This window comes from Streptococcus sp. 5905 (genome assembly GCF_013276505.1).
Lineage (GTDB): Bacteria > Bacillota > Bacilli > Lactobacillales > Streptococcaceae > Streptococcus.
Map to the genome: position 1 here is coordinate 318,276 of NZ_VMLC01000001.1, position 14,307 is coordinate 332,582.

The 14,307-nt window shown below is 44.8% G+C and carries 13 protein-coding genes; 12 read left to right on the top strand and 1 reads right to left on the bottom strand.

Translation table 11 applies throughout. The features are described 5' to 3' along the window. Positions 1-20: 20 nt before the first annotated feature. The 12 genes from HT680_RS01505 (at position 21) to trpA (ending at position 13,619) form a co-directional block, all read left to right on the top strand. Positions 21-1,766: an ABC transporter transmembrane domain-containing protein gene (locus tag HT680_RS01505; protein WP_173257728.1), complete on the top strand. Its 1,746-nt coding sequence runs from the start codon at positions 21-23 to the stop codon at positions 1,764-1,766. Then, the gene (locus HT680_RS01510) at positions 1,756-3,498 is read left to right on the top strand and encodes an ABC transporter ATP-binding protein (protein ID WP_173257730.1); all 1,743 of its coding nucleotides are present in this window, start codon (positions 1,756-1,758) and stop codon (positions 3,496-3,498) included. The genes HT680_RS01505 and HT680_RS01510 overlap by 11 nt, the downstream gene beginning before the upstream one ends. Before the next feature lie 104 nt (positions 3,499-3,602). Beyond that, positions 3,603-4,295 (top strand): sugar transferase, encoded by a 693-nt coding sequence (locus HT680_RS01515; RefSeq protein WP_084911476.1) that lies wholly within the window; start codon positions 3,603-3,605, stop codon positions 4,293-4,295. A 42-nt stretch (positions 4,296-4,337) separates the two neighbouring features. Continuing rightward, entirely contained in the window at positions 4,338-5,567 is a 1,230-nt protein-coding gene (locus HT680_RS01520) for a DegT/DnrJ/EryC1/StrS aminotransferase family protein (RefSeq protein WP_173257733.1), read from the top strand. 320 nt (positions 5,568-5,887) lie between these two features. After that, a complete protein-coding gene (gene trpB / locus HT680_RS01525) occupies positions 5,888-7,066 on the top strand; it encodes a tryptophan synthase subunit beta (RefSeq protein WP_173257735.1) in 1,179 nt (392 codons plus the stop codon). Positions 7,067-7,359: 293 nt separating this feature from the next. Next, on the top strand, positions 7,360-8,721 hold the full coding sequence (gene trpE / locus HT680_RS01530) for an anthranilate synthase component I (protein WP_173257737.1): 1,362 nt from the start codon (positions 7,360-7,362) through the stop codon (positions 8,719-8,721). After that, on the top strand, positions 8,718-9,284 hold the full coding sequence (locus HT680_RS01535) for an aminodeoxychorismate/anthranilate synthase component II (RefSeq protein WP_138100691.1): 567 nt from the start codon (positions 8,718-8,720) through the stop codon (positions 9,282-9,284). The genes trpE and HT680_RS01535 overlap by 4 nt, the downstream gene beginning before the upstream one ends. 10 nt (positions 9,285-9,294) lie before the next feature. After that, positions 9,295-10,299, top strand: a complete 1,005-nt coding sequence (gene trpD / locus HT680_RS01540) for an anthranilate phosphoribosyltransferase (RefSeq protein WP_138100690.1) — start codon at positions 9,295-9,297, stop codon at positions 10,297-10,299. Beyond that, positions 10,296-11,063 (top strand): indole-3-glycerol phosphate synthase TrpC, encoded by a 768-nt coding sequence (gene trpC / locus HT680_RS01545; protein ID WP_138100689.1) that lies wholly within the window; start codon positions 10,296-10,298, stop codon positions 11,061-11,063. Before trpD ends, trpC begins: the two co-directional genes overlap by 4 nt. Beyond that, positions 11,050-11,649 carry a phosphoribosylanthranilate isomerase gene (locus HT680_RS01550; RefSeq protein WP_173257739.1) on the top strand — a complete coding sequence of 200 codons (600 nt, stop codon included), beginning with the start codon at positions 11,050-11,052 and terminating at the stop codon, positions 11,647-11,649. The genes trpC and HT680_RS01550 overlap by 14 nt, the downstream gene beginning before the upstream one ends. Next, the gene (trpB, locus tag HT680_RS01555) at positions 11,627-12,850 is read left to right on the top strand and encodes a tryptophan synthase subunit beta (RefSeq protein WP_173257741.1); all 1,224 of its coding nucleotides are present in this window, start codon (positions 11,627-11,629) and stop codon (positions 12,848-12,850) included. Before HT680_RS01550 ends, trpB (HT680_RS01555) begins: the two co-directional genes overlap by 23 nt. Continuing rightward, entirely contained in the window at positions 12,843-13,619 is a 777-nt protein-coding gene (trpA, locus tag HT680_RS01560) for a tryptophan synthase subunit alpha (protein WP_173257743.1), read from the top strand. Before trpB (HT680_RS01555) ends, trpA begins: the two co-directional genes overlap by 8 nt. On the opposite strand, the gene HT680_RS01565 is transcribed toward trpA, so the two are convergent. Continuing rightward, positions 13,591-14,250: an A24 family peptidase gene (locus tag HT680_RS01565; protein WP_173257745.1), complete on the bottom strand. Its 660-nt coding sequence runs from the start codon at positions 14,248-14,250 to the stop codon at positions 13,591-13,593. The genes trpA and HT680_RS01565 overlap by 29 nt on opposite strands. Positions 14,251-14,307 lie beyond the last annotated feature (57 nt).

Consider the following 14,307-nt stretch of genomic DNA (forward strand, 5'->3'; position numbering starts at 1 on the left):
TGCAATCAGAAAGGGATTTTATGTCCATTATTCAAAAACTCTGGTGGTTTTTCAAGTTAGAAAAGCGCCGTTATCTAGTCGGGATTGTGGCCTTGGTCTTAGTTTCCGTCCTCAATCTCATTCCACCTATGGTCATGGGACGGGTGATTGATGCCATCACTGGGGGACAATTAACCCAGCAGGACCTCCTTCTTAATCTATTTTATCTACTGCTGGCAGCCTTTGGGATGTACTATCTGCGCTATGTTTGGCGCATGTATATCCTTGGAACTTCCTATCGTTTGGGGCAGATTATGCGGTCTCGCTTGTTTGAGCATTTTACTAAAATGTCGCCAGCCTTTTATCAAACATATCGGACAGGGGACCTTATGGCACACGCCACCAATGATATTAATGCCCTAACTCGTCTCGCGGGTGGCGGAGTCATGTCAGCAGTGGATGCCTCTATCACGGCTTTGGTGACTTTGCTGACCATGCTCTTTAGCATTTCTTGGCAGATGACTCTGGTTGCCATTCTTCCCTTGCCTTTCATGGCTTATGCGACCAGTCGTCTAGGGAGAAAGACCCACAAGGCTTTTGGCGAATCACAAGCTGCTTTCTCTGAACTCAATAACAAGGTGCAGGAGTCTGTATCAGGTATCAAAGTAACCAAGTCTTTCGGTTATCAGGCGGATGAGCTGGAGTCCTTTCAGGAAGTCAATGAATTGACCTTCCAAAAGAACCTGCAAACCATGAAATACGATAGTCTCTTCGATCCCATGGTTCTCTTGTTTGTTGGCTCGTCCTATGTCTTAACTCTTTTGGTCGGTTCCTTGATGGTTCAGGAGGGGCAGATTACGGTTGGGAATCTGGTCACCTTTATCAGCTACTTGGATATGCTAGTTTGGCCTCTTATGGCTATCGGTTTCCTCTTTAATATTACTCAGCGAGGCAAGGTATCTTACCAGCGGATTGAGGATCTTTTATCTCAGGAATCACCTGTACAAGACCCTGAGTTTCCTCTGGATGGTATTGAAAATGGGCGCTTGGAGTACGCCATTGACAGCTTTGCCTTTGAAAATGAGGAGACACTGACGGATATTCACTTTAGTCTGGAAAAAGGGCGAACCTTGGGCTTGGTCGGACAGACAGGCTCTGGGAAAACATCCTTAATCAAGCTTCTCTTGCGAGAATACGATGTGGATAAGGGAGCCATTTACCTAAACAGTCATGATATTCGGGATTATCGTCTGACAGACCTACGCAGTCTCATGGGCTATGTCCCTCAGGATCAGTTTCTCTTTGCGACCTCTATCTTAGACAATATCCGCTTCGGCAATCCGAACTTGCCCCTTTCAGCAGTTGAGGAAGCGACCAAGCTAGCTCAAGTTTACCAAGATATTGTAGACATGCCTCAGGGCTTTGATACGTTGATCGGTGAAAAAGGAGTCAGTCTTTCAGGTGGTCAAAAGCAACGTCTGGCCATGAGTCGGGCTATGATTTTAGACCCTGATATCTTGATTTTAGATGATTCCTTGTCAGCCGTGGATGCCAAGACAGAGTATGCGATTATCGACAATCTCAAGGAGACGCGCAAGGACAAGACAACCATTATCACGGCTCATCGCCTCAGTGCTGTTGTCCATGCAGATTTGATTTTAGTCCTGCAAAATGGACAGATTATCGAGCGAGGCACGCACGATGACCTGCTAGCCTTGGATGGCTGGTATGCCCAAACCTACCAGTCTCAGCAGTTGGAAATGAAAGGAGAAGAAGATGCAGAATAAGCAAGAACAATGGGGTGTATTGAAGCGCTTGATGTCCTATCTCAAGCCCTATGGCCTCCTGACTTTTTTGGCACTCAGTTTTCTCCTCGCGACGACGGTCATTAAAAGTGTCATTCCCCTTGTGGCTTCCTACTTTATCGACCAGTACCTCAGCAATCTAAACCATCTTGCTGTTACCGTTTTGCTGGCCTACTACGGTCTTTATGTCCTTCAAACTCTGGTTCAGTATGTTGGCAATCTTCTCTTTGCGCGGGTGTCCTACAGTATTGTCAGAGATATTCGTCGCGATGCCTTTGCCAATATGGAGAAACTGGGTATGTCTTATTTTGACAAGACGCCAGCTGGTTCCATCGTTTCTCGTTTGACAAATGATACCGAGACCATCAGTGATATGTTTTCGGGGATTTTATCCAGCTTTATTTCAGCAGTTTTCATCTTTCTGACAACTCTGTATACCATGTTGGTGCTGGATTTTCGTTTGACAGCTTTAGTCTTGCTCTTCCTCCCCTTGATTTTCCTTTTGGTCAATCTCTACCGAAAAAAGTCAGTGAAAATCATCGAGAAAACCAGAAGTCTCTTGTCGGATATCAATAGTAAGCTGGCAGAGAATATCGAGGGAATTAGGATTATCCAGGCCTTTAATCAAGAGAAGCGCCTGCAGGCGGAATTTGATGAGATTAATCAAGAACACTTGGTCTATGCCAACCGTTCTGTAGCCTTGGATGCCCTCTTTTTGAGACCTGCCATGAGTTTGTTGAAACTTCTAGGCTACGCTGTTTTGATGGCCTATTTTGGCTACCGTGGGCTTTATCTAGGAATAACAGCCGGAACCATGTATGCTTTTATCCAGTACATCAACCGCCTCTTTGATCCCTTGATTGAGGTGACGCAAAACTTTTCAACCCTTCAAACGTCCATGATATCTGCAGGCCGTGTTTTTGCCTTGATTGATGAGAGGATCTATGAGCCTCTTCAAGAAGATGGGCAGGCTAAAGTCAAAGAGGGCAATATCCGTTTTGAACATGTGTGTTTCTCATATGACGGCAAACACCAGATTCTGGATGATATTTCCTTTTCTGTTAACAAGGGCGAAACCATTGCCTTTGTAGGTCATACAGGTTCGGGGAAATCTTCGATTATCAATGTCCTCATGCGTTTTTATGAATTTCAGTCAGGCCGAGTTCTCTTGGATGGTGTGGATATTAGGGACTACAGTCAGGAAGAGCTGAGAAAGAATATCGGTCTAGTCTTGCAAGATCCCTTCCTCTATCATGGGACTATCAAGTCCAATATCGCCATGTACCAAGATCTTAGTGATGAAGAGGTACAGGCTGCGGCTGCCTTTGTGGATGCAGATTCCTTTATTCAGGACCTTCCGCAGGGTTATGATGCGCTTGTGTCTGAGCGTGGTTCGAGCTTCTCTACTGGTCAGCGCCAGCTTCTTGCTTTTGCCAGAACAGTCGCCAGTCAGCCTAAAATCTTGATTTTGGATGAAGCGACAGCCAATATTGACTCTGAAACAGAAAGTTTGGTTCAAGATTCTCTAGCTAAGATGAGACAGGGGCGGACAACCATTGCCATCGCTCATCGTCTTTCAACTATTCAAGATGCCAACTGTATCTACGTTTTGGACAAGGGGCGCATCATCGAGAGTGGCACCCATGAGGAACTCTTGGCCTTAGGAGGAACCTATCACAAGATGTATAGCTTGCAGGCTGGAGCCATGTCCTAAAGAAGAATTCCTCTAAATCACAGATTTCTTGCACCGCCTTTTCTATTTTGTGGTATAATGAAAAATGTTGACAAATAGTATAATAAAAACAAAGGAGAAACAGCATGCTGAAATGGGAAGACTTGCCCGTGGAAATGCAATCAAGCGAGGTTGAGTCTTACTACCAGCTTGTCTCTAAAAGGAAGGGTTCGCTGATTTTCAAGCGTTGCCTGGATTGGGTTCTGGCCTTGTTTTTGCTAATTTTGACTTCTCCCATCTTTCTTATCTTGAGCATTTGGATCAAGTTGGATAGCAAGGGACCTGTCATTTACAAGCAAGAGCGCGTGACCCAGTACAACCGTCCGTTCAAGATTTGGAAGTTCCGTACTATGGTAACGGATGCGGATAAAAAAGGAAGTCTGGTGACTTCTGCTAACGATAGCCGCATTACCAAGGTTGGAAATTTCATCCGCCGTGTGCGCTTGGACGAACTGCCTCAGCTGGTCAATGTCCTTAAAGGCGAGATGTCCTTTGTTGGGACAAGACCTGAGGTGCCACGCTACACCGAGCAGTATAGCCCTGAAATGATGGCGACCTTGCTCTTGCCAGCAGGGATTACCTCTCCAGCCAGTATCAACTACAAGGATGAGGACACCATCATCAGTCAAATGACGGAGAAAGGTCTGTCGGTTGACCAGGCCTATGTCGAACATGTCCTTCCTGAAAAGATGCGCTATAACCTCGCCTATCTCCGAGAGTTTAGTTTCCTTGGAGACATCAAAATCATGTTTCAAACCGTGTTTGAGGTACTAAAATAAAGTAGTCATGAGAAAATGAGTACAGATAAAAGGAGCAAATCAATGCCAAATTACAATATTCCATTTTCACCGCCCGATATTACAGAAGCAGAAATTGCTGAAGTAGCGGATACCCTACGTTCTGGTTGGATCACAACAGGTCCTAAGACAAAAGAACTGGAGCGTCGCTTGTCCCAATACACACAGACACCTAAGACTGTCTGCCTCAACTCTGCGACAGCCGCTCTTGAGTTGATTTTACGTGTTTTGGAAGTGGGACCTGGAGATGAAGTCATTGTTCCAGCCATGACCTATACAGCTTCATGTAGTGTCATCACTCACGTGGGAGCGACACCTGTCATGGTGGATATTCAAGCAGATACGTTTGAGATGGACTATGACCTTCTTGAGCAAGCCATCACTGAAAAGACTAAGGTGATCATCCCAGTAGACCTTGCAGGGATTGTTTGTGACTATGACCGTTTGTTCCAAGTTGTGGAGAAAAAACGTGATCTCTTTACAGCTGCTAGCAAGTGGCAAAAGGCCTTTAACCGTATTGTGATTGTCTCTGATAGTGCCCATGCTTTGGGATCTACTTATAAAGGGCAACCAGCTGGTTCTATCGCTGACTTTACTTCCTTCTCATTCCATGCCGTTAAGAACTTTACAACTGCTGAAGGTGGAAGCGCCACTTGGAAAGCCAATCCAGCTATTGACGATGAAGAGATGTATAAGGAATTCCAAATTCTTTCCCTTCATGGTCAAACCAAAGACGCTCTTGCCAAGATGCAACTAGGCTCATGGGAATACGATATCGTTACACCAGCCTACAAGTGCAACATGACGGATATCATGGCTTCGATTGGTTTGGTACAATTGGATCGTTACCCAGCTTTGCTACAACGTCGTAAGGACATCGTGGACCGCTACGATCGAGGTTTTGCAGGTTCTCGCATCCGTCCATTGGCACACAAGACTGATACTGTTGAATCTTCACGCCACCTCTATATCACCCATGTAGAAGGAGCAAGTTTAGAAGAACGTAATCTTATCATCCAAGAATTGGCCAAAGCAGGAATTGCAAGCAATGTTCACTACAAACCACTTCCTCTTTTGACAGCCTATAAGAATCTTGGTTTTGATATGGCTGATTATCCAAGAGCCTATGACTTCTTTGAAAATGAAATTACGCTCCCTCTTCACACTAAATTAAGCGATGAAGAAGTAGACTATATCATTGAAACTTTGGTAAGAATTTCTGAAGAAATTGTCGGTTCAGTAAAAAAATCTTGACAAAGATAGAACAATAACATATAATAATCTCAATAAATCAGAAAAGTAGTTATTTTTGATCTTCAGGGAGCCTGTGGTGATTGTGAACAGGTGGTTGAAAGTAGTGAAAGTGGGCTGATTTAAAAAATGAATTTGAAACAATGAAAATTCGGTGCGCACACCTTACAGTGCAACTTGTTGTTAGACAAGGCAGAGATGTAAAGGGGGATAGTCCCTTTATAATTGAGGTGGCACCGCGTTACCAACGCCCTCACACAGATTGTTTTCTGTGTGTGGGCTTTTTTCATATCTTAAAATCAATACAGAAAGAGGAAAATTTTATGACAACTAAAGGTTATTTTGGACAATTTGGTGGTAGTTTTGTACCAGAGCCAATTCAGGCTTTGTTGGATGAGTTGGAAGTGACATTTGACAAGTACAAGGATGATCCAGAGTTTTTGGCAGAATTTCGCCATTACTTGAAGGATTATTCAGGTCGCGAAACACCACTCTATTTTGCGGAAAGTTTAACAGATCACTTAGGTGGGGCTAAGATTTATCTCAAGCGCGAGGACCTTAATCACCTTGGTTCTCACAAGCTCAACAATGTTTTAGGACAAATTCTTCTTGCCAAACGTATGGGCAAAAAACGAGTGATTGCAGAAACAGGAGCTGGTCAGCACGGTGTTGCGACAGCAGCAGCTGCAGCTAAGTTTGGTATGGCCTGTGATGTTTATATGGGGGCAGAGGATGTGGAACGTCAACGTCTTAATGTTTTCCGTATGGAGATGATGGGAGCGACCGTTCACGCAGTTGAAACAGGGACACGAACTCTTAAGGATGCGGTCGATGCAGCCTTTGGAGCATGGATGAATGACCTTGAAGCCTTCTACGTTTTGGGATCTGCTGTAGGACCTCATCCTTATCCTACCATTGTTCATGAATTCCAAAAGGTCATCAGTGAAGAATCTCGCCGTCAAATCTTGGAAAAAGAAGGCCGGTTAACAGACTACGTCATTGCCTGTGTAGGTGGTGGTTCTAATGCCATCGGTGCTTTTTCACAGTATGTGGCTGATGAAGAAGTCAAATTGGTTGGGGTCGAAGCTGCCGGTCACGGACTTGACACAGACAAGCACGCAGCCACTATGACAAAAGGTAGTGTCGGAATTGTCGACGGTATGAAGACCTATGCAGTCTTTAAGGAAGATGGAGAGCTGGCGCCAGTTTACTCTATCTCAGCTGGTTTGGACTATCCAGGGGTTGGCCCAGAACACGCCTACTTTAAAGATTCAGGTCGCGTGGAATACGTAGCAGCGACAGACGAAGAAGCTGTACAAGCCTTGCTCCTTCTCAGCAAGACAGAAGGAATTATCCCAGCGATCGAAAGTTCGCACGCCATCGCAGAAGCGATCAAACGTGCACCGAAACTAAGTAAAGATGAGATTATCATCATCAATGTCTCTGGTCGTGGAGACAAGGACGTAGCTGCGATTGCAGACTACCTAGATGCTAAAAACTGACAGATGGAAAAATTACAGTCTTTTCTCTCACAGAGAGCTTGTGGTTGCTGGAAACAAGCAGAGAAAGCTGTAAGGTTGGGTCCATCTGAAACGAGAGAAGAAAACATAATTCTCAAGGGAGTGCCCTTTATTGCACAGCCTGTTATAGGAAAGTTCTGAGACAGGAATGAGAGATAGGAACAATCCTATAATTGAGGTGGCACCGCGAATTTCGTCCTCACGCAAGTTATTTTGCGTGGGGATTTTTTATACAGTCGCCACGAACTAGAATTAGAATCGAAAGGGAAATTACAATGGAACGAATCATTCATGGAGATGTTTTATCGCCAATCTTGGCTTATATGCGCCTAAAGGGGCAACACAAGGTTATTTTAGAAAGTATTCCGAGAGACAAGGAAAAAGCTCGTTTTTCTATCCTAGCCTATAATCCTGTTTTTGAGATTCAGTTTGAAAATGGAGTTCTTTATCAAAATGGGCAAGTGATTGATCGTGATCCCTTGGATTTCCTTTATGAAGTGACTCATAAGAGCCAGCACCATTCAGACCTACCTTTTGGTGGAGGAGCTATTGGTTTTGTTGGTTACGATATGATTTCGCTTTATGAAGAAATTGGTCAAATCCCTGAGGATGCAATTGGGACTCCAGACATGCATTTCTTCGTCTATGAGAGCTACATGGTCTTTGACCACAAGAAGGAAAAAATCCATGTCATCGAGGATGCTCTCTATAGTGAGCGCGGTCAAGAAGACTTGGAAAAAGCCTTGAATCAAGTGCTTGAGGAATTACGCATCCCTGCTCCAAATGAATTTGAAGATTTGGATTTATCTCCGCTGGACTTCAAACCGCACATTGCTCCTCAGAAGTTTGAGGAAATGGTGGAAAGGGTTCGTGACTTGATTCGTAATGGTGATATGTTCCAATGCGTGCTCAGTCAACGTTTCTCAGCAGAGATTACTGGAAATCCATTTGACTTCTACAGAAATCTCCGCGTGACCAATCCATCTAATTACCTCTATTTCTATGATTTTGGGGATTATCAAATCATCGGTGCCAGTCCAGAAAGTTTGGTTTCTGTCAAAAATGGCATCGTGACAACCAATCCGATTGCAGGGACGCGACCAAGAGGGGCCACGGATGAAGAAGACAAGGTTATGGCGACAGACCTCCTCTCAGATGAGAAGGAAACGGCAGAACATCGGATGTTGGTAGACTTGGGACGTAACGATATTGGCCGCATCTCTGAAACGGCAAGTGTCCAAGTCACCAAGTATATGGAAGTGGAGTTCTTCCGCTATGTCATGCATTTGACCAGCGTGGTCAAAGGGCGTTTGCTTCCAGAACTTACTGCCATGGATGCCTTGAAATCAACACTTCCTGCTGGAACCGTTTCTGGAGCACCAAAGATTCGGGCTATGAGACGCATCTATGAACTGGAAACGGAAAAACGGGGCGTGTACGCAGGAGCAATCGGCTACTTGTCTGCGACGGGTGATATGGATTTGGCTATTGCCATCCGAACCATGATTCTTAAAAATCAAAGAGCCTATGTACAGGCTGGGGCAGGGATTGTCTACGACTCCATCGCCCAAAACGAATACCAAGAAACCATTAACAAAGCAAAATCTATGACTAGAATTGGAGAACTAAGACCATGATTTTATTGATTGACAACTATGATTCTTTTACCTATAACTTGGCCCAATACATTGGGAATTTCGCAGAAGTTCAGGTCTTGAGAAATGACGATCCCAAGTTGTATGAAGAAGCTGAAAAAGCAGATGGTCTGGTCTTTTCTCCTGGTCCCGGTTGGCCAGTTGATGCTGGTAAGATGGAGGACATGATTCGTGACTTTGCTGGCAAGAAGCCAATTCTTGGGATTTGTTTGGGTCATCAAGCTATCGCAGAAGTTTTTGGCGGTAAACTAGGTTTGGCTCCCAAAGTCATGCATGGGAAACAGAGCCATATCAACTTTGAAGCGCCATCTGTTCTGTATCAAGGAATCGAGGATGGTCATCCGGTCATGCGTTACCACAGTATCTTGATTGAAGAAATGCCTGAAGACTTTGAAGTGACAGCTCGTTCGACTGATGACCAAGCCATCATGGGTATTCAACACAAAAACCTACCAATTTATGGTTTCCAGTACCATCCAGAGAGTATAGGAACGCCAGATGGCTTGTCTTCTATTCGGAATTTTATCGATAGGGTTGTAAAGTGAGGTTGTCTATATGAAAGAGATTATTGAAAAATTAGCAAAATTTGAAAATTTATCAGGTGTGGAAATGACGGATGTCATCGAACGTATCGTAACTGGACGTGTAACAGAAGCGCAGATTGCTTCTCTCCTCTTGGCCCTTAAGATGAAGGGAGAAACACCTGAAGAACGTACAGCTATTGCCCAAGTCATGAGAGGACATGCCCAACACATTCCAACTGAAATTCATGATGCTATGGACAACTGTGGTACAGGTGGAGATAAGTCTTTCAGTTTTAACATTTCCACAACTGCAGCCTTTGTCTTGGCTGGTGGTGGTATTCACATGGCCAAACACGGTAACCGCTCGATTTCTTCTAAATCTGGTTCGGCAGACGTCCTTCAAACCTTGGGAATCAACCTAGACCTCAAACCAGCTGAACTAGGTAAGGTCTTTGATAAAACTGGAATCGTCTTTCTCTTTGCCAAAAATATGCACCCAGCCATGAAATACATCATGCCAGCTCGTTTGGAATTAGGAATTCCAACTATCATGAACTTGACTGGTCCCCTGATTCATCCAATGGCCTTGGAAACACAGCTTCTTGGGATTAGTCGTCCAGAACTTCTAGAAAGTACAGCTCAGGTTTTGAAAAATATGGGTCGCAAACGTGCCATTGTGGTTGCTGGACCAGAAGGACTGGATGAAGCTGGTTTGAATGGAACAACCAATATTGCTCTTCTTGAAAATGGCGAAATCACCTTGTCAAGCTTCACTCCAGAGGATTTGGGAATGGAACGCATTGCAATTGAGGACATTCGAGGAGGAAACGCTCAGGAAAATGCAGAAATTTTGCTCAGCGTTCTGAAAAACGAACCAAGCCCATTCTTGGAAACTACAGTTTTAAATGCTGGTCTTGGTTTCTATGCTAATGGTAAGGTAGCTAGTATCAAGGAAGGAGTTGCCTTGGCCCGTCAAGTGATTGTCAGTGGCAAGGCCCTTGAAAAACTTAGACTGTTACAGGAGTACCAAAAATGAGTCAGGAGTTTTTAGCACGAATCTTGGAGCAGAAGGCGCGTGAGGTCGAGCAGATGGAGCTGGAGCAAATCCAACCCTTGCGCCAGACCTATCGATTAGCAACATTTTTGAAGAATCATCAGGAACGCTTGCAGGTGATTGCAGAAGTCAAGAAAGCTAGCCCTAGTCTGGGAGATATCAATCTCGATGTAGATATTGTGCAACAGGCCCAGACTTATGAAGCAAACGGCGCAGTGATGATTTCGATTTTGACAGATGAGGTTTTCTTTAAAGGGCATTTGGATTATCTGCGGGAGATTTCCAGTCAGGTAAACATTCCGACGCTCAACAAGGACTTTATCATCGATGAAAAGCAAATCGTCCGTGCTCGCAATGCTGGTGCGACAGTTATCTTGCTCATCGTGGCTGCCTTGTCAGAAAAACGTCTCAAGGAACTTTATGACTATGCGACAGAGCTTGGTCTGGAAGTCTTGGTGGAAACTCATAATCTTGCTGAACTGGAAGTTGCTCACCGCCTTGGAGCTCAAATTATCGGTGTTAACAATCGCAATTTGACAACCTTTGAAGTCGACTTGCAGACCAGTGTAGACTTGGCACAATACTTCAAGGATGATTGCTTGTACATTTCTGAATCTGCTATTTTCACAGGGCAGGATGCGGAACGAGTAGCACCATACTTTAACGGAATTTTAGTTGGGACAGCTCTCATGCAGGCAGAAGATATAGCCCAGAGAATCAAGGAGTTACAGATTGACAAAGGTTAAAATTTGCGGATTATCAACCAAAGAAGCGGTGGAAACAGCTGTGTCAGCAGGAGCAGACTACATCGGTTTTGTCTTCGCACCTAGTAAGAGACAGGTGACCTTAGAACAGGCTGCTGAGCTGGCAAAGACTACTCCTGCTACTGTTAAAAAGGTTGGTGTATTTGTTTCACCAAGTCGAGCTCAACTGCTAGAAGCGATTGAAAAAGTTGGCTTGGACTTGATTCAAGTTCATGGTCAGGTAGGGAATGATTTGTTTGAGGATTTGCCTTGTGCCAGCATTCAGGCGGTGCAGGTGGATGGAGATGGTCATGTCCCCAATTCTCGGGCAGACTATCTACTCTTTGATGCCCCTGTGGCAGGGAGTGGCCAGACCTTTGACTGGGGTCAACTAGATACGACGGGACTAGCTCAGCCCTTCTTTATCGCAGGTGGGCTTAATGAAGATAATGTAGTAAAAGCAATTCAACATTTTACTCCCTATGCAGTAGATGTATCAAGTGGAGTGGAGACGGATGGACAAAAAGATCATGAAAAGATTAGAAGATTTATAGAGAGGGTAAAGCATGGCATATCAAGAACCAAATAAAGATGGATTTTATGGAAAATTCGGCGGACGTTTTGTCCCAGAAACATTGATGACAGCAGTTTTGGAGCTGGAGAAGGCTTATCGTGAAAGTCAGGCAGACCCAAGTTTCCAAGAGGAATTAAACCAACTTTTGCGCCAGTATGTAGGACGTGAAACTCCCCTTTACTACGCAAAAAACTTGACCCAGCATATTGGTGGAGCCAAGATTTACCTCAAACGGGAAGACCTCAACCATACAGGGGCTCACAAGATTAACAATGCCTTGGGACAAGTTCTTCTGGCTAAACGCATGGGCAAAAAGAAAATTATCGCTGAAACAGGTGCTGGTCAGCACGGTGTGGCAACTGCAACAGCTGCAGCCCTCTTTAACATGGAATGTACCATCTACATGGGTGAGGAAGATGTTAAACGCCAAGCCCTCAATGTGTTCCGTATGGAGCTTTTGGGAGCCAAGGTCGAGGCGGTGACAGATGGTTCGCGCGTGCTTAAGGATGCGGTCAATGCAGCCCTTCGTTCATGGGTGGCAAATATCGATGATACCCACTATATCCTAGGTTCTGCCTTGGGGCCTCATCCTTTCCCAGAAATCGTTCGTGACTTCCAAAGTGTTATCGGTCGAGAAGCTAAACAACAGTACCGCGACTTGACAGGACAAGATCTGCCAGATGCCCTAGTAGCCTGTGTTGGTGGTGGTTCTAATGCCATCGGGCTCTTCCATCCCTTTGTAGAAGATGAGTCTGTAGCTATGTATGGAGCTGAAGCAGCAGGACTTGGTGTGGATACAGAGCACCACGCAGCTACCTTGACCAAGGGTCGTCCAGGTGTCCTTCATGGTTCCCTTATGGATGTACTCCAAGATGCTCATGGCCAAATTCTTGAAACCTTTTCTATCTCAGCAGGTTTGGACTATCCTGGTATCGGTCCAGAACATTCCCACTACCACGATATCAAACGTGCCAGCTATGTTCCTGTGACAGACGAGGAAGCCTTGGAAGGATTCCAACTCTTGTCTCGTGTGGAAGGGATTATCCCAGCCTTGGAATCTAGCCATGCTATCGCCTTTGCGGTGAAATTAGCCAAAGAACTTGGACCAGACAAGTCCATGATTGTCTGTCTATCAGGTCGTGGCGACAAGGATGTAGTTCAAGTTAAAGACCGCTTGGAAGCAGAAGTAGCAAAGAAGGGAGAAGCTCATGCCTAAGACATTAACAGAAAAATTGAAAGCTATTAAAGCAACTGGAAAAGGAATTTTCGTTCCCTATATCATGGCTGGAGACCATGAGAAAGGTTTGGATGGACTAGGAGAAACAATCCACTTTTTAGAAGATTTGGGTGTCTCTGCAATTGAAGTGGGCATTCCCTTTTCAGATCCTGTTGCAGATGGGCCTGTTATCGAAGAAGCAGGTTTGCGCAGTCTAGCCCACGGGACTTCTACCCAGGCTTTGGTTGAAACCTTGAAAACCATTCAAACAGAGGTTCCACTGGTCATCATGACCTACTTCAACCCCCTCTTTCAGTACGGTGTTGAGAAATTTGTCAAAGATTTGGCAGATACAGCAGTTAAGGGTTTGATTATCCCAGACCTGCCTCATGAACATGCTAACTTTGTAGAACCATTTTTGGCAGACACAGACATCGCCTTGATTCCCCTAGTTAGTTTGACAACAGGACTTGAGCGTCAAAAAGAGTTGATTGCAGGGGCAGAAGGCTTCGTCTATGCCGTTGCCATTAATGGGGTGACAGGGAAGTCAGGCAATTACCGTGCAGACTTGGACAAGCACTTGGCACAATTGCATCAAGTAGCTGACATCCCAGTCTTGACAGGTTTTGGTGTTTCTAGTCAAGCTGATGTAGAACGTTTCAATGCAGTGTCAGATGGCGTTATCGTCGGTTCAAAAATCGTAAAAGCTCTCCACCAAGGAGAGCCAATTGAGGACTTTATCAAACAAGCAGTAGCTTACCAAAAATAATCATGCAAGCAGCAAGTAAGAGGAAAGGCACGAAAGGAAGTCTTTCCTTTTTCTTTTTCAGGAGAAAGGCTAGAATTCCTGTTGCAGAAGCGAACTGAATCAAGATGAGTAGTTCGGTCACACTAAAGACGAGAGCACAAGAAGCCAGAAAGAGAAAATCCCCTGCACCCATGCGAATATCGATAAAATGCGCCAAAATTCCAAGGGCAAGAAAGAAGACCATGACCAGATTCCAACCACAGAAAGCCAGGATGATTAGGTGAAAAGTCAGCCAGACCAGTAGGGGATATTCCTGATGGCGAAAGTCGTAGATACCCAAGGTCAAGCCAGCAGTGATGAGGATGACTTGTCCTATGGAAATACAGCCCCAAGACCAAGCCAGAAAGACAAGCCCTAAGCCGAGTTCAAAGAGAGCATACCAGAATGGATAGCGAATCTTGCAGTAGCGACAGCGAAAGCGATTGAAGACCTGCGAAAGGATAGGAATCAAATCTAGCGGACGCAAGCGAGTCTGACAGGAATTGCAGTGGCTAGCTGGTCGAATAATGGATTGGTCAGGGAAACGGTCAATGACCAAACCTAGAAAGGAAGCGAGAATGTTCCCGACAAGAAAAAAATAAAGATCAATCATACTTATCTATTCGTAAAAAATAGAAGAAGTAGTATAATAAAGAAACATAGATAAGAT